We start from the raw sequence: 15,693 nt of genomic DNA, 5'->3' as shown, positions 1-15,693 counted from the left end.
CAAAATGTAAAAATCTGGTTAACATTAGTCAGGTCAGACCTCTTTTGGCAATGATGCCCGGATTGATACAGGTGGCAGGAATGATCAAAGCGCAACCGTTACTGACCCGTCAGGGCGAACGCATCGCGATTACGCACGGTTTAAGAACGCCTTTCGCCCGTCAGGCTACGGCACTACACGGCATTCCTGCGGTAGAGCTGGGCCGAATGGTAATTAGTGAATTGCTCATCCGCAGCGAAATTGCGCCGGAAATTATTGAGCAACTGGTTTTTGGCCAGGTAGTACAAATGCCTGAAGCCCCCAATATCGCTCGTGAGATCGTGCTCGGTAGCGGGTTAAGCGTGCGGACCGATGCGTACAGCGTCAGCCGGGCCTGCGCGACCAGCTTCCAGGCCGTGGCGAACGTCGCGGAGAGCCTGCTGGCCGGCACTATTCAGGCGGGCATGGCTGGCGGTGCCGACTCTGCTTCTGTATTGCCCATTGGCGTCAGTAAAAAATTAGCCCGGACGCTGGTCGACCTCAATAAAGCTAAAACGCTCTCACAAAAGTTAACGCTGTTCAGCCAGCTACGACCACGCGACTTGCTGCCTGTGCCGCCTGCCGTAGCGGAGTACTCTACCGGACTACGCATGGGCGATACCGCGGAACAAATGGCAAAAACCTACGGTATTACCCGCGAACAACAGGATGCCCTGGCGCATCGTTCTCATGTCCGCGCAGCGCGTGCCTGGGACGAAGGCAAACTGGCCGGAGAAGTCATGACCGCGTTTGTGCCGCCCTGGCGCAAGGCGCTGGAAAGAGATAACAGCATCCGCACCCATTCCGATCTGAAAGAATATGCCAGGCTGCGGCCGGCTTTTGATCGGCGATATGGCACGGTTACCGCCGCTAACAGCACGCCATTGACTGACGGTGCAGCGGCAGTAGTGATGATGACTGAATCGCGCGCGAAAGCGCTGGGCATCACGCCGTTAGGCTATCTGCGCAGCTATGCTTTCACGGCGACGGATGTCTGGCAGGATATGCTGCTGGGACCTGCCTACGCCTCGCCGCTCGCGCTGGACAGGGCAGGCCTTACGCTTGCCGATCTGACGCTGATCGATATGCACGAAGCCTTCGCTGCGCAAACGCTGACCAATCTCAAGCTGTTTGCCGACGAACGTTTCGCCCGCGAAGTGCTCAATCGTCCTCATGCGTTAGGCGAGGTCGATGAAGAAAAATTTAATGTTTTGGGCGGCTCAATCGCCTACGGACATCCCTTTGCCGCAACGGGAGCAAGAATGATTACCCAGACACTTAATGAGCTGCGACGCCGTGGTGGCGGGCTTGGGCTGGTGACGGCATGTGCCGCAGGGGGCCTCGGCGCGGCCATGGTTCTGGAGGCGGAATAATGGCGACGCAATCTGCATTTACTCTCAGCATGCGGCTGGACAACATTGGTGTGATAACGGTAGACGTTGCTGGCGAAAAGCTGAATACGCTGAAAGCTGAGTTTATCAGTCAGATCAAAGCAATAATTAACGAGGCGCGTCGCAATCCTGAACTGGCCGGGCTGGTAATTATTTCCGGCAAGCCTGATTCTTTCATTGCGGGTGCGGATATCACCATGATTGCAGCCTGTCAGACGGCAAGGGAAGCGGAAGATCTGGCGAAACAGGGGCAGCGCGTGATGGCGGAGATCGCTTCGCTGTCGGTGCCGGTGGTGGCGGCAATTCATGGCGCCTGTTTAGGCGGCGGTCTTGAACTGGCACTGGCCTGTAATCAACGTGTTTGCACGCTGGATGAGAAAACCCGGCTCGGGCTGCCCGAAGTGCAGCTCGGCCTGCTGCCGGGTTCCGGTGGCACACAGCGGCTGCCGCTGCTGATCGGCGCGTCTCATGCGCTGGATTTATTGCTCACCGGAAAAACCTTGCGGGCTAAGCAAGCCTTAAAACTGGGGCTGGTTGACGACGTTGTGCCGCAAACTATTCTGCTGGAAACGGCGATCGGCATGGTGCTTAAAGGGCGCAGGCCGCGCAAATCGTTACCGCTGCGTGAACGTCTGTTAAATGGGCCTGCGGGCAGGGCGCTGCTATTTTCACTGGTGGCAAAACGGGCGCAGGCAAAAAGCCGGGGTCATTATCCGGCGATCAAAAAAATCCTCTCCGTGGTGCGTACCGGCCTGCATCATGGTCGCAGTGCAGGCTATGCCGCAGAAGCGAAAGCTTTTGGCGAGCTGGCGATGACGCCAGAATCCGCGGCGCTGCGCAGCCTTTTTTTTGCCTCCACGCAGATGAAGAAAGAGCTGGGTGCCGAGGCAAAACCGCGAGAGCTGAACGCTATCGGCGTGCTCGGCGGTGGGTTAATGGGCGGCGGCATCGCTTTTGTCACCGCGAGCCGTGGCAAACTGCCGGTCAGGATCAAAGATATCAACGCGCAGGGTATCAACCCCGCGCTGAAATATAGCTGGGATCTGCTCAGCAAAAAGGTCGCGCGCCGTCATATGACGCCAGCCGAAAGACAGCGGCAAATGGCGCGCATCAGCGGCGGAATGGATTACCAGGGATTTGGTCGACGTGACGTGATTATCGAAGCCGTATTCGAAGATTTGATGCTGAAGCAGAAAATGGTCGCGGAAGTGGAAGCCAACGCGTCAGCACAGACTGTTTTTGCTTCCAACACCTCTTCGCTATCGATTGGCGAGATAGCGGCGCACGCCAGGCGGCCGGAAAACGTGATCGGTCTCCATTACTTCAGTCCGGTTGATAAAATGCCGCTGGTGGAAGTGATCCCTCATGCTTCAACCAGCGCGGCAACGATTGCCACCACGGTTGCGCTGGCAAAAAGGCAGGGTAAAACACCGATTGTGGTTGCCGATCGCGCCGGATTTTACGTTAACCGCATTCTGGCGCCCTATATTATTGAGGCGATGCGCTGTCTGCTGGAAGGCGAGCCGATTGAGACGATTGACGAAGCCCTGATGGATTTTGGTTTCCCGGTTGGGCCGGTGCAGCTGCTTGATGAAGTCGGTATTGATGTCGGCACCCATATCATGCCGGTGCTTGAGCAGGCTCTGGGCGAGCGTTTTAAAGCGCCGTCAGCGCTGGATGCCGTCCTGAACGATAATCGCAAGGGGCGTAAGAACGGCCGGGGATTCTATTTATACCCGGGGCGGAAAAGCAGGAAGCGCGTTGACCCCACAATTTATCAGCTGCTCAACCTCAGCCCACGCAAACGGCTGAGCGGCGAAAATATTGCTCAGCGCTGCGTGATGATGATGCTGAATGAGGCGGTGCGAACGCTGGATGAAGGCGTGATTCGCAGTGAACGTGATGGCGACATTGGCGCGGTATTTGGCATAGGTTTCCCTCCTTTTCTCGGCGGCCCTTTTCGCTATATCGATCGGCTGGGGGCTGGGCAGGTGGTGAGCATATTAGAACGGCTGGCACAGGCTCACGGTGAGCGATTTGCCCCCTGTGAGGCTTTACGCCAGCGGGCCGTTTCCCGACAAACCTTTTACAAATCGGCGCAGGAAATCAATACCCACGCCGATTCAGCGGGTTAGAATTCGTTTCGACAAAAGGACTTACTGGCCTTCATCCGGATGGCGCTCATTAAGTAAACAATCGGTTGACTTGGCTTTAAGCATTGGGGTACAACACAGCGTTCATTCTCTGAGTGAAGAGTCGGAAGGCGGTGTTTTCCGGCGTTTTATGTTTAACAACAGCGGTGCATTATGCAAGTTTTCATTATGCGTCACGGCGATGCGGCACTTGATGCAGCCAGTGATTCTGTAAGACCTCTGACTCATTGCGGTTGTGATGAATCACGCCAGATGGCGACCTGGCTAAACGGCCAGACAATAGATATCGAACGAGTACTGGTCAGCCCCTATCTGCGTGCGGAACAGACGCTGGCAACGGTACGTGAAGCGCTAATCTTGCCTGCGGAACAGGACGTTTTGCCGGAACTGACGCCTGGCGGCGATCCCGGACTGGTGGCTTGTTATTTGCAGGCGCTGGGGAAAGAAGGCGTGAAGTCCGCGCTGGTCATTTCACATCTGCCTCTGGTGGGCTATCTGGTTTCCGAACTTTGTCCGCAGGAAGCGCCGCCAATGTTTGCGACCTCTGCGATTGCCTGCGTCGATTTTGATGTGGAAAGCGCCTGTGGGCGGCTTGCCTGGCAGGTGAGCCCCGCGAAGCTGGCAAAAGCGATGTAAGACCCTTCTGTGGGCCGGTATCCCGGCCCGTCCTACGGCAGTTCCGGCGGCAGCCACTCTTCCACTTCAATCAGCACCAGCAGTGCGGCATCGCCCCCAAACAGTTTCGGCGCCTGATGAAAAGCCATCACCATTGGATGCTGCGCCAGCCAGAGCGGCGTTTGCTGCTTCAGCACGTGTTTACCGTGGCCATGCATCACGCTGGCGCAGAAAATATGCTCGCGTCGGCAGGCGGCAATTAACGCTCCCAACTCCGCTTTGGCCTGTTTTTGAGTCAATCCATGCAAATCGAGAAAAATTTCTGGCGTGTAGTCTCCCCGCCTGAGTTTTTTCAACTCGTAATGACTGACGTCGCTTCTGACATAGCGCACCGGACCTTCATCCGCCAGCAGCGGCTGGAATTCGTCAGAAAAATAGTGGCTGGCATCCATTTGTTCTGAAAGCAGACGCTTTTGTGGAACTTCCGAGATCTTTTTACGCGGCGGCTTATGGACAATAGTGTCCTGAGCCAGCTTTCGGGTGCCGGTCATTAAGCCGCGAAACAGCGCTTGATCTTCAGTGCTCAGATTCTGTTTTTTACTCATTTCGTTCTCATGGCGGCGCAAAACGGCCAGAATATTCAGCAATATTCACCACAGTCTACCTTGTCTTTTACCGGCTTTTAAACAAATGTCAGCTTTTTCATGCCTGCGCGCTGGATTATCGTCAGCTTCATGGCAAACTAGCTGCCGAGTTGAGTTTGGCCTGTTGGAGGGCACATTGGACAAAATTTTCGTTGATGAGGCAGTCAGTGAACTGCACACCATCCAGGATATGCTTCGCTGGTCGGTCAGTCGCTTCGCCGCTGCCGATATCTGGTACGGTCACGGTACTGATAATCCCTGGGATGAAGCTGTCCAGCTGGTGCTGCCCACGCTCTATCTGCCGCTGGATATTCCGGAAGATATGCGCGCTGCACGCCTCACGTCCAGCGAACGTCACCGCATCGTTGAACGCGTGATCCGTCGAATCAACGAACGCATTCCTGTTGCCTATATGACCAACAAAGCCTGGTTCTGCGGTCATGAATTTTACGTTGATGAACGCGTGCTGGTGCCGCGTTCGCCAATCGGCGAGTTGATTAATGAGCGCTTTGCCGCGCTGATCCCTCATGAACCGCAGCATATCCTGGATATGTGTACCGGCAGCGGCTGTATTGCCATCGCCTGCGCCTACGCCTTCCCGGACGCTGAAGTAGATGCGGTGGATATCTCCACCGATGCGCTGGCGGTTGCCGAGCAAAATATTGAAGCGCACGGTATGGAACATAACGTGACGCCAATCCGCGCCGATCTGTTCCGCGAGCTGCCAAAAACCCCTTACGACCTGATTGTTACCAATCCGCCGTATGTTGATGAAGAAGACATGGGCGATCTGCCGGGTGAATACCAGCACGAACCCGAGCTGGGTCTGGCCGCAGGCCGTGATGGCCTGAAACTGGCTCGCCGCATTCTGGCCTGTGCGCCGGATTACCTGAGCGAAGAGGGCGTGCTGATTTGTGAAGTGGGCAACAGTATGGTGCACATGATCGACCAGTACCCGGATGTGCCTTTCACCTGGCTGGAGTTCACCAACGGCGGCGATGGCGTCTTTATGCTGACCCGTCAGCAAATTGTCGATGCCCAGCATCACTTCAGCATCTATAAGGACTAAGGAGAGGTAGTCATGGCTGGTAATACTCTTGGGCAGGTTTTCCGCGTGACCACGTTTGGAGAATCTCATGGACTGGCGCTCGGCTGTATTGTTGATGGCGTTCCGCCGGGCATTCCCCTGACGGAAGCTGATTTGCAGCACGATCTCGATCGTCGTCGTCCTGGCACATCGCGCTATACCACGCAGCGCCGCGAACCCGATCAGGTTAAAATCCTCTCCGGCGTTTTTAACGGCGTAACCACCGGCACCAGCATTGGCCTGCTGATTGAAAACACCGATCAGCGTTCACAGGATTACGGCACCATCAAAGACGTTTTCCGTCCTGGCCATGCCGATTATACCTACGAGCAGAAATATGGCCTGCGCGACTATCGCGGAGGCGGGCGTTCTTCCGCACGTGAAACCGCGATGCGGGTTGCCGCTGGCGCGATTGCAAAAAAATACCTGGAAATGAAGCACGGCATCAAAATCCGTGGCTACCTGGCGCAGATGGGCGACGTGGTTTGTGAACTGGCCGATTGGGAACAGGTTGAACAGAACCCGTTCTTCTGCCCGGATCCGACCAAACTGGAAGCGCTGGATGAGCTGATGCGCGCGCTGAAAAAAGAGGGTGACTCCATTGGCGCGAAAGTGGCGGTGATGGCAGAGAATGTTCCGGTTGGCCTGGGTGAACCTGTTTTCGACCGTCTTGATGCCGATCTGGCGCATGCGCTGATGAGCATTAACGCGGTAAAAGGCGTTGAAATTGGCGACGGTTTTGCCGTGGTGAACAAGCGCGGCAGCGAGCATCGCGATGAAATTCGTGCTGACGGCTTCCAGAGCAACCATGCGGGCGGCATTCTGGGTGGTATCAGCAGCGGGCAGCCGATTCTGGCCACCCTGGCACTGAAGCCGACCTCCAGCATCACCGTGCCGGGCAAAACGATCAATCGTTCAGGTGAAGAAGTGGAAATGATCACCAAAGGCCGCCACGATCCTTGCGTAGGGATCCGTGCGGTGCCGATCGCGGAAGCGATGATGGCGATCGTGCTGATGGATCACTTACTGCGCCAGCGCGCTCAAAACGCTGACGTGCACACGGATATTCCTCGCTGGTAAAAACATGAAAAAGACGCTGATCGCCCTTTGTGCGCTGCTGGTAAGTGCTTCCACGCTGGCGGCTACGCCCTGGCAATCCATCCGTCAGCCGGTAAGCGGAGCGCCGCAGTCGATAGGCGCATTCGCCAACGGTTGCATCGTGGGTGCGCAGGAACTGCCGCTCAATTCGCCAGCTTACCAGGTGATGCGCCAGGATCAGCGTCGTTTCTATGGCCATCCTGACCTCATCCTCTTTATTCAACGGCTCAGTACGCAGGTGCATAATTTGCAGCTGGGTGAAGTGCTGATTGGCGATATGGGGATGGCGGCAGGCGGACGCTTTAGTAGCGGTCACGCCAGCCATCAGACCGGGCTGGATGTGGATATCTGGCTACAGCTGCCCAAAACACGCTGGACGCCGCAGATGCTGCTGAAACCACAGCCGCTTGATTTAGTCACTGCGGACGGTAAAAGCGTCGTGTCACGTCACTGGCAGCCGGAAATCGACAGTCTGGTCAAACTGGCGGCGAAAGACGATGACGTTACACGCATTTTCGTCAATCCAGCGATTAAAAAGCAGCTTTGTGCCGATGCGGGCACCGATCGTGACTGGTTGCGTAAGGTGCGCCCGTGGTTTGGGCATCGTGCGCACATGCATGTTCGCCTGCGTTGCCCTTCAGGCAGTCTGGAATGTCAGGATCAGCCCACTCCGCCGCCTGGCGATGGCTGTGGCGCTGAACTGCAAAGCTGGTTTGCACCGCCGAAACCGGCCGGCAAACCGGTAAAACGTGAACCACCGCCGTTACCGCCTTCCTGTCAGGCGCTGCTGGATAAACATCTGCTTTAGGAAATAAAGATGGATTGGTTTGTGGTAAGCCCGCTGCTGGTTGGGCTGCTGTTTTTCATCGCCATGCTGGCCGGATTTATTGATTCCATTGCGGGCGGTGGCGGATTACTGACGGTGCCTGCGCTGCTTTCTGCCGGGCTTTCACCGGCACAGGCGCTGGCGACCAATAAGCTACAGTCGGTCGGCGGCTCTTTTTCCGCCAGCCTCTATTTTGTCAGACGCAAAGCGGTGGATCTTCGCCAACAAAAACTCAATATCGCCATGACCTTTATCGGGGCGGTAAGTGGAGCGATTGCTATCCAACACATCCAGCCGGGCCTGCTACGTCAGGTACTGCCGCTGCTGCTGATTGGTATCGGACTCTACTTTTTACTGATGCCGAAAGTAGGGGAAGAAGATCGCCATCGTCGTTTACATGGCCTGCCTTTTGCGCTGGTCGCTGGCGGCTGTGTCGGTTTTTATGATGGCTTCTTTGGCCCGGGCGCCGGTTCATTTTATGCGCTGGCGTTTATCACACTCTGCGGCTTTAACCTTGCGAAATCTACCGCGCATGCCAAGGTGCTTAACTTCACCTCAAATCTTGGCGGCCTGCTGTTCTTTATGTTTGGCGGCAAGGTGATCTGGGGAACCGGGCTGGTGATGCTGATCGGCGCTATTTGCGGCGCACGGATGGGCGCCCGGCTGGTACTCAGTCGCGGACAGAAACTGATCCGCCCGATGGTCGTCACGGTTTCGGTAGTGATGAGTGCGAAACTGCTTTATGACAGCCACGGCGCGGCCATAGCGGCCTGGTGCCATCACCTGTTTAACTGAATTTGCCGCAAGGCCTCACCGGCGCGCCGCTCTTATGGCGCGAGTATTTGCAGAAGATAACTATGATTGCTCACCATTATCAGCAGCTGATTGACATCTTTGAAGGCTGCTTTTTTGAAGAATTTAATACGCGCCTGGTAAAGGGCGACGACGAACCGATTTATCTGCCTGCTGATGAAGCGCTGGATTACAACCGTGTCGTTTTCGCGCATGGCTACTACGCCAGCGCGCTGCACGAGATTTCACACTGGTGCATTGCCGGCGCCGGGCGCCGCAAGCAGGTGGATTTTGGCTACTGGTACTGTCCTGACGGCCGTGATGCGATGACACAAAGCCAGTTTGAAGCGGTGGAAGTTAAGCCACAGTCACTGGAATGGATGTTTTGTGTTGCGGCAGGGTTTCCCTTCAATGTAAGTTGTGACAATCTCAATGGCGATTGTGAGCCGGATCGCATCGCGTTCCAGCGTAAAGTGCATGCCCAGGTCATGGCGCACCTGGAAAAGGGTATTCCGCCACGGCCCGCGCGTTTTATTGCGGCGCTTTGTCACTATTACGCCACACCCCCGCTGAATGCAGCGCAGTTTCCGTGGCCGGAAGATCTCTGAGCCTGCCGATAGCGGCACAGCTTCCACGGCCCGACGTAAAGGAATAAGGAATTGTATGATCGATGAATTTGAAGCGCGTATTCTGGCCCTGATTGACGACATGGTGGAGAGTGCCAGTGATGATGAGCTGTTCGCCAGTGGCTATCTGCGTGGCCACCTGACGCTGGCCGTGGCTGAGATCGAACAGTCTGGCGAACACACGCCGGAAGCGTTGCAGATTCAGGTACAGAAAAGTCTGCATAACGCCATTGATGCCGGAGAGCTCTCCCCGCGCGATCAGGCGTTGGTCATCGGCATGTGGGACAACCTTTTCCTTCAGGCACGCCAGCCTTCCTGAATAATCAGGCGGCAGTCGTGCCGCCTGAACCCGGTTTTTACCTCAGCTCGCCGTCTTCACCGCTTTTCCCTTCAGCAGTTTTCGAACCCAGTAACGGTTAGGATGCATGGCCGCCAGCGTATCGCGATCCAGCGGGATCGGCTCGCCGCAAAGCTCCGCTGCCAGAACTTCGGCCGCCAGCGGGCCGCTGCATAATCCTCTTGAACCCAGCGCGCCCAGAACAAACAGCCCCTGATGAACGGGCGCATCTTCCGCCTCATCCTTATGCTGTGCCAGCGTGGCGTACTGGGCCAGCGTGCGCGAATAGTCCGGCAGCGGGCCAATCATCGGCAGATGATCGCGCGTGGCGCAGCGTACGCCGCAGCGAGCGCTGCCTTCACTCACATCCACCTCTTTGGGCCAGTCGGCTTCAGGCAGGCAGCGCAGCAACCGGTCACGATTCTCCTGCTGATCTTCTTCACGATAAGCGGTTGAACGGTCGGCGCGATGATAGCTGGCACCAATACAGTGGTGCTGATTAGCCGGATTGACCGGCGTCAGATAGCCGTCGTAGCACAGCACCTGTTTCAGCTCGCCCAGTGCCGGCGTGGTGGGAATATGGCTGACCTGTCCACCAACCGCATAGGCAGGGAGCGCTTCACTCTGCGCAAAATCGGTCAGTGCATGCCCGGTTGCCAGCACCACATTGGTATGATGGCGGGCAGGTTGATCAACAAATTCCAGCAGCCAGCCGGACTCGTCAGGCACGAGCGTGGTCAGTTTATGCTGCCAGTGAATCTGTAATCCCTGCTGTTGGGCAAGAGCAAACAGCGCAGGCGTTAGCTGCGCAGGGGAAAGCCAACCGCCCAGCGGATAAGTGATGCCGCCGCAACCGGTTTCCACGCCGCATAGCGCTTCGGCCTGCTGCTGGTTAACCGCGCGGGCAATCTCTTCCGGCAGCTGCATAGTCAACATTTTGGCAATTTTATCGGCGCTTTTTTCGTCCCAGCCGAGCTGGGTGACGCCGCACCATTGATGATCAAAATCGACCGGCAGGCGATCGTACAGGCGACGGGCAAAGGTAAAGGCGGCAGGGAAAAAACGTGCCAGCGCCGGGTCATGATGATTAAGCAGCGGATAAAGCGCGCCCTGACGGTTGCCGGAAGCGCCCTGAGCAGAATGTGCATCGGCGCTGTAAAGCGTAACGGATTTGCCGCGCCGCAGCAGCGCCAGCGCCAGCAGCGCGCTGGCAATGCCGCCGCCGATTATTGAGATATCGCTTCCACCCGCACTGCCTGCGTGTTCGCCAGGCGCAGTACTTTCAGCGTTATTCGGCTCGGCAGAATCTTCCGAATTGCCAGGCCCGGCAATAAAATCGGTCTCTTTAGCCGCTGGGCGTGCATACCAGGGGGTTTGAGATCGGGGGGAGAGCGCTTCTTCCATCACCCCGGAAAGCATATGCCGTTTAGGGCCAAACCCGGGACGTTTAGCAACGGTAAAACCGGCTTCCTGTAAGTCACGGCGAACAAATCCGGCACAGGTAAAGGTGGCCAGCGTGCCGCCTGTACGGGCCATTTTTGCCATGCAGGCGAACAGCGCTGGCGTCCACATATCGGGGTTTTTCGACGGCGCAAAGCCATCAAGAAACCAGGCATCTATCTGATTTTGCAGACTGTCATCAAAAGTGTGAATAAGCTGATTAATATCGCCAAACCATAAATCCAGCGTCACGCGTCCGCCATCCAACAACAGGCGGTGGCAGCCCGGCAGCGCGACCGGCCACTGGTCCCGCAGCGCGGCGGCGTAATCGGCCAGTTCAGGCCAGCAGGCATGCGCACTGGCAAGGTCGCTAACGCTTAACGGATATTTCTCACAGCTGATGAAGTGTAAACGCTGTAGCTTTGCGTCTGGCGTGGTTGCACGAAACTGGTCAAACGCCTTCCACAACGTCAAAAAGTTTAATCCGGTACCAAAACCGGTTTCGGCGGTGACAAACAGCGCCCGTGAATGCGTGATAAAACGAGCGGGCAGGTCATTGCCCGCCAGGAAGACATGTCGCGTCTCCTCCAGTCCGTTTTCATTGGAAAAATAGACGTCGCCAAAGGTTCGGGATACAGGTGTACCCTGTTCATTCCAGTTCAGTTCAGCATGCTCAATTGGGGCGCTTTTCACGGCAAAAACTCAGTTATCCTGCGGTGTTGCGATTGTAACCACCCGGGGGTGCCCACGCAAATTTACAAAAGTTAAGCGCTGATCGGACTTGTTCGGCTTACAACTGTACGCTAAAGTGCGTGTCGAATCCTAATATAAGTAGTTAACGAGGTATTGAATGAAACGTGCAGTGATTACTGGCCTGGGTATCGTTTCCAGCATTGGTAATAACCAACAGGAAGTCCTTGCATCTCTGCGTGAAGGGCGTTCCGGCATTACCTTCTCTCAGGAGCTGAAAGATTCCGGTATGCGTAGTCACGTCTGGGGTAACGTCAAGCTGTCTAAAGACGAGATCTCCAGCCTCATCGATCGTAAAGTTCTGCGTTTTATGAGCGATGCGTCCATTTATGCTTATATCTCTATGTTGGAAGCGGTAAAAGATTCCGGCCTGACTGCTGAGCAGTACCAGAACAACCCACGCGTGGGTCTGGTTGCGGGTTCTGGCGGCGGTTCACCGTTCTACCAGGCAGCCAGCGTCGACGGCATGCGTGCTAAAGGCCTGCGTGGCGTTGGCCCGTATATGGTGACTAAAGCGATGGCTTCCGGCGTGTCTGCCTGTCTGGCAACGCCGTTCAAAATCCACGGCGTGAACTACTCCATCAGCTCTGCCTGCGCAACCTCAGCACACTGCATCGGTAACGCCGTTGAGCAGATCCAGCTGGGCAAACAGGACGTGGTCTTTGCCGGTGGCGGCGAAGAGCTGGTGTGGGAAATGTCCTGCGAGTTCGATGCAATGGGCGCACTCTCCACCAAATACAACGACACGCCAGAAAAAGCGTCCCGTACATACGATACCAGCCGTGACGGCTTCGTTATCGCTGGCGGCGGCGGCATGGTCGTGGTGGAAGAGCTGGAGCATGCACTGGCTCGCGGCGCACACATCTATGCTGAAGTTGTTGGCTACGGCGCAACTTCCGATGGCGCAGACATGGTTGCACCATCAGGCGAAGGCGCAATGCGCTGTATGCGTCTGGCAATGCAGGGCGTGGATACGCCAATCGACTACCTGAACACCCACGGTACTTCCACGCCGGTTGGTGATGTGAAAGAGCTGGGCGCAATCCGCGAAGTCTTCCCGGATAACACCCCGGCAATGTCTGCGACTAAAGCCATGACCGGTCACTCTCTGGGTGCCGCTGGCGTGCAGGAAGCCATCTACTCACTGCTGATGCTGGAGCACGGTTTTATCGCGCCAAGCATCAACATCGACGAGCTGGATCCGGCTGCTGAAGGTCTGAACATCGTGACTAAACCAACCGAGCAGAAACTGACGACCGTGATGTCTAACAGCTTCGGTTTCGGCGGAACGAACGCTACGCTGGTTATGCGTAAGCTGTAATTCGTCATCGGGTTAAGACGTAAGCTGCATTGCGGCTTACGTCTGCGAAATAAAGATGCTCACAAGGCATCTTTTTTTTCGCCTGGAGAACACAGCTGCCTTGGGTTTGTTATTATAAATACCCCAATGTTAAATTGACGTTACTGATTTAATTCGTCACACTCACCCGCTAAACATTCCCCTCAACGTCTTCATCGATGTTGCGTAAGCGTTTACGTTAATCAACGCACCTGAACCGCTCTTTGTAGCGGAATAGCCGGGTGCGTATAATGCGGCCCGTTACGTAAACATAAGGAGATGCGTGTCTCATGTCATCAATCACCGATGAACGCCCGACCCGGGCAACCGTTTCGCTGGGCGCTATTTCTTTCGCCGTCTTTTTGACCTACCTCACCGCCGGGCTGGCTTTGCCGGTCATCCCCCTGTTTGTTCATCAGGAACTGGGGCTGAACAATGTGATGGTGGGCATTGCAGTCGGCGTACAGTTTTTTGCAACGTTGCTGACGCGCGGCTATGCCGGAAGACTGGCAGATCAGCGTGGTGCCAAACGCTCGGTTTTACAGGGCATGCTGGCCTGTATGCTGGTTGGTATAGCCTATGTTCTGGCCGCCATTTTGCCTTTGCCCGTCATGGGCAAATTTGCGCTACTGGTCGTGGGGCGGTTGCTGCTCGGCTTTGGCGAAAGTCAATTACTCACCGGCAATCTTACCTGGGGGATGGGCCTCGTCGGGCCTAAACGTTCCGGTCAGGTGATGTCGTGGAACGGCATGGCGATTTATGGCGCGTTGGCCGCCGGTGCACCTCTGGGGCTGCTGTTGCATAACCACTGGGGTTTTATGGCAATGGGTATCGCGACCATTATTTTGCCGGGTATCGCGCTGCTGTTTAACTTTTGGGTTAAACCGGTGCCAACGCATGGCGGTGAGCGGCCTTCGTTGTGGAAAGTGGTCGGCCAGATCCTTTCTCCCGGTTTTGCGCTGGCGTTACAGGGAACCGGCTTTGCTGTTATTGGCACCTTTACCACGCTCTATTTTGCCAGCGAGCAGTGGGGCAATGCGGGATTTGCACTCACCGCGTTTGGCATGGCGTTTGTGCTGATGCGTATTCTGTTTGGCTGGATGCCCGACAGGCTTGGCGGCGTTAAGGTTGCGCTGATTTCGCTGGCGATCGAAGCAATGGGATTGCTGGTGCTGGGGCTGGCTGTAAACGGCTGGATGGCGCTGGCAGGCGCGGCGCTGACGGGTTGCGGCTGCTCGCTGGTCTTTCCGGCGCTCGGCGTGGAAGTGGTAAAACGCGTAGCGCCTCAGGTTCGCGGCACGGCACTGGGCGGATTTTCCGCTTTTCAGGATGTCGCCTACGGTGCCAGCGGCCCGCTGACCGGTTTTCTTGCAACTTCATTGGGTTATGGCGCCGTTTATCTGGCGGGTGCAATCTGCGCGGTGCTGGGTATTGCCGTCACGCTTAACTTTGCCAGAAATCAATGACCGCTTGATTTTTGTTAGCCGAATGCCATGAATCGCAGATTGTTTTTGCGGAATAGGCTACTCTGTGGCTAATCCGCATTAACCTCATTACAACAGATACGCTATGAACAACCGTCTGACAATCAAGGATATCGCTCGTCTGAGTGGGGTAGGGAAATCGACGGTTTCACGCGTGCTGAACGGTGAACATAGCGTAAGCCAGAAAACGCGCGACAGAGTAGAGGCGGTCATTCATCAGCAGGGATTCACCCCTTCCAAGTCGGCACGCGCCATGCGTGGACAAAGCGACAGGGTGGTCGGCATTATTGTCTCGCGTCTTGATTCTCCTGCGGAAAACCAGGCGGTGAGAACCATGCTGCCGCTGTTTTATCAGCACGGGTTCGACCCGATAATCATGGAAAGTCAGTTTGATCCCGAGCTGGTCTCCGGGCATTTGCATATGTTGGCGCAACGCCATGTGGATGGCGTGATCCTGTTTGGCTTTAATGGCCTGACGGAAGCGCTGCTCAGCCGCTGGCAGGAGAAAATGGTGGTGATGGTACGTCAGTACGTTGGGTTTTCCTCGGTACGCTATGACGACGCCGGTGCAGTCAATCTGCTGATGGACAGCCTGAGTCAGCAAGGCCATCGGCATATCAGCTACCTTGGCGTGAACCAAAGCGATGCCACCACAGGCGCTTGTCGCTATCAGGCTTATATTGCAGGATGTCAGCGTCTGAACATTACGCCGCTCAGTTCGTCAGGAGAATTGAGTTTTCAACACGGTTATGACCATGCTTCCAGCGTGCTGGCTGCGGAAACAACCGCACTGATTTGTGCCTCCGACAGCATTGCTCTCGGCGCTATCAAATATCTACAACAGCAGAAAATCACCGGTATCCAGGTTGGTGCTATTGGCAACAGCCCACTGTTGAGTTTCCTGTTTCCTGAAACCTTATCGGTAGAATTTGGCTACGACAAAGCGGGTGTTCAGGCAGCACAACAGCTTCTGGCCCAGCTAAACGGTGAGTCGGTTCTGCGTGATATTGTCGTTCCCTGCCATCTCAACTCTCCTCCCGCTTTCCTGTAAACGCTTAAACTCGGGTCAATAACGGTTATTTTGTGATCGCTG

14 protein-coding genes are annotated in these 15,693 nt (G+C 55.9%); 12 read left to right on the top strand and 2 right to left on the bottom strand.

Annotated elements, in window-relative coordinates; translation table 11 throughout:
* Nucleotides 1-80: 80 nt before the first annotated feature.
* From fadI to sixA, 3 genes are all read left to right on the top strand, one after another.
* Complete coding sequence (gene fadI / locus EHV07_RS16095; RefSeq protein WP_147199015.1) at nucleotides 81-1,391, top strand: acetyl-CoA C-acyltransferase FadI; 1,311 nt, start codon at nucleotides 81-83, stop codon at nucleotides 1,389-1,391.
* Nucleotides 1,391-3,544, top strand: a complete 2,154-nt coding sequence (gene fadJ / locus EHV07_RS16090) for a fatty acid oxidation complex subunit alpha FadJ (protein ID WP_147199014.1) — start codon at nucleotides 1,391-1,393, stop codon at nucleotides 3,542-3,544. Before fadI ends, fadJ begins: the two co-directional genes overlap by 1 nt.
* Nucleotides 3,545-3,715: 171 nt before the next feature.
* Nucleotides 3,716-4,198: a phosphohistidine phosphatase SixA gene (sixA, locus tag EHV07_RS16085; protein ID WP_147199013.1), complete on the top strand. Its 483-nt coding sequence runs from the start codon at nucleotides 3,716-3,718 to the stop codon at nucleotides 4,196-4,198.
* Nucleotides 4,199-4,230: 32 nt separating this feature from the next.
* On the opposite strand, the gene smrB is transcribed toward sixA, so the two are convergent.
* The gene (gene smrB / locus EHV07_RS16080; protein ID WP_147199012.1) at nucleotides 4,231-4,782 is read right to left on the bottom strand and encodes an endonuclease SmrB; all 552 of its coding nucleotides are present in this window, start codon (nucleotides 4,780-4,782) and stop codon (nucleotides 4,231-4,233) included.
* Between the two features lie 175 nt (nucleotides 4,783-4,957).
* On the opposite strand from smrB, the gene prmB reads away from it, so the two are divergent.
* From prmB to EHV07_RS16050, 6 genes are all read left to right on the top strand, one after another.
* On the top strand, nucleotides 4,958-5,890 hold the full coding sequence (prmB, locus tag EHV07_RS16075; RefSeq protein ID WP_147199011.1) for a 50S ribosomal protein L3 N(5)-glutamine methyltransferase: 933 nt from the start codon (nucleotides 4,958-4,960) through the stop codon (nucleotides 5,888-5,890).
* A 12-nt stretch (nucleotides 5,891-5,902) separates the two neighbouring features.
* Nucleotides 5,903-6,988: a chorismate synthase gene (gene aroC, locus EHV07_RS16070; RefSeq protein WP_147199010.1), complete on the top strand. Its 1,086-nt coding sequence runs from the start codon at nucleotides 5,903-5,905 to the stop codon at nucleotides 6,986-6,988.
* A 4-nt stretch (nucleotides 6,989-6,992) separates the two neighbouring features.
* Nucleotides 6,993-7,814, top strand: a complete 822-nt coding sequence (gene mepA / locus EHV07_RS16065) for a penicillin-insensitive murein endopeptidase (RefSeq protein WP_147199009.1) — start codon at nucleotides 6,993-6,995, stop codon at nucleotides 7,812-7,814.
* 9 nt (nucleotides 7,815-7,823) lie between these two features.
* Nucleotides 7,824-8,627: a sulfite exporter TauE/SafE family protein gene (locus tag EHV07_RS16060; protein WP_147199008.1), complete on the top strand. Its 804-nt coding sequence runs from the start codon at nucleotides 7,824-7,826 to the stop codon at nucleotides 8,625-8,627.
* A 62-nt stretch (nucleotides 8,628-8,689) separates the two neighbouring features.
* Nucleotides 8,690-9,232, top strand: coding sequence for an elongation factor P hydroxylase (locus tag EHV07_RS16055; protein ID WP_147199007.1), 543 nt, complete (start codon nucleotides 8,690-8,692; stop codon nucleotides 9,230-9,232).
* A gap of 55 nt (nucleotides 9,233-9,287) precedes the next feature.
* Complete coding sequence (locus tag EHV07_RS16050) at nucleotides 9,288-9,569, top strand: YfcL family protein (RefSeq protein WP_147199006.1); 282 nt, start codon at nucleotides 9,288-9,290, stop codon at nucleotides 9,567-9,569.
* 42 nt (nucleotides 9,570-9,611) lie between these two features.
* On the opposite strand, the gene mnmC is transcribed toward EHV07_RS16050, so the two are convergent.
* Entirely contained in the window at nucleotides 9,612-11,720 is a 2,109-nt protein-coding gene (gene mnmC, locus EHV07_RS16045; RefSeq protein WP_147199005.1) for an FAD-dependent 5-carboxymethylaminomethyl-2-thiouridine(34) oxidoreductase MnmC, read from the bottom strand.
* Between the two features lie 157 nt (nucleotides 11,721-11,877).
* Here mnmC and fabB point away from each other — a divergent pair, with 157 nt between their 5' ends.
* From fabB to treR, 3 genes are all read left to right on the top strand, one after another.
* Nucleotides 11,878-13,098: a beta-ketoacyl-ACP synthase I gene (gene fabB, locus EHV07_RS16040; RefSeq protein ID WP_147199004.1), complete on the top strand. Its 1,221-nt coding sequence runs from the start codon at nucleotides 11,878-11,880 to the stop codon at nucleotides 13,096-13,098.
* A 308-nt stretch (nucleotides 13,099-13,406) separates the two neighbouring features.
* A complete protein-coding gene (locus EHV07_RS16035; RefSeq protein ID WP_147199003.1) occupies nucleotides 13,407-14,582 on the top strand; it encodes an MFS transporter in 1,176 nt (391 codons plus the stop codon).
* Nucleotides 14,583-14,685: 103 nt separating this feature from the next.
* Complete coding sequence (gene treR / locus EHV07_RS16030) at nucleotides 14,686-15,651, top strand: trehalose operon repressor TreR (RefSeq protein WP_147199002.1); 966 nt, start codon at nucleotides 14,686-14,688, stop codon at nucleotides 15,649-15,651.
* Nucleotides 15,652-15,693: the final 42 nt, after the last annotated feature.

The organism is Pantoea sp. CCBC3-3-1 (assembly GCF_007981265.1).
Lineage (GTDB): Bacteria > Pseudomonadota > Gammaproteobacteria > Enterobacterales > Enterobacteriaceae > Erwinia.
The sequence above is the reverse complement of the archived record's forward strand: the minus strand, read 5'-3'. Positions and strand labels throughout refer to the sequence as shown.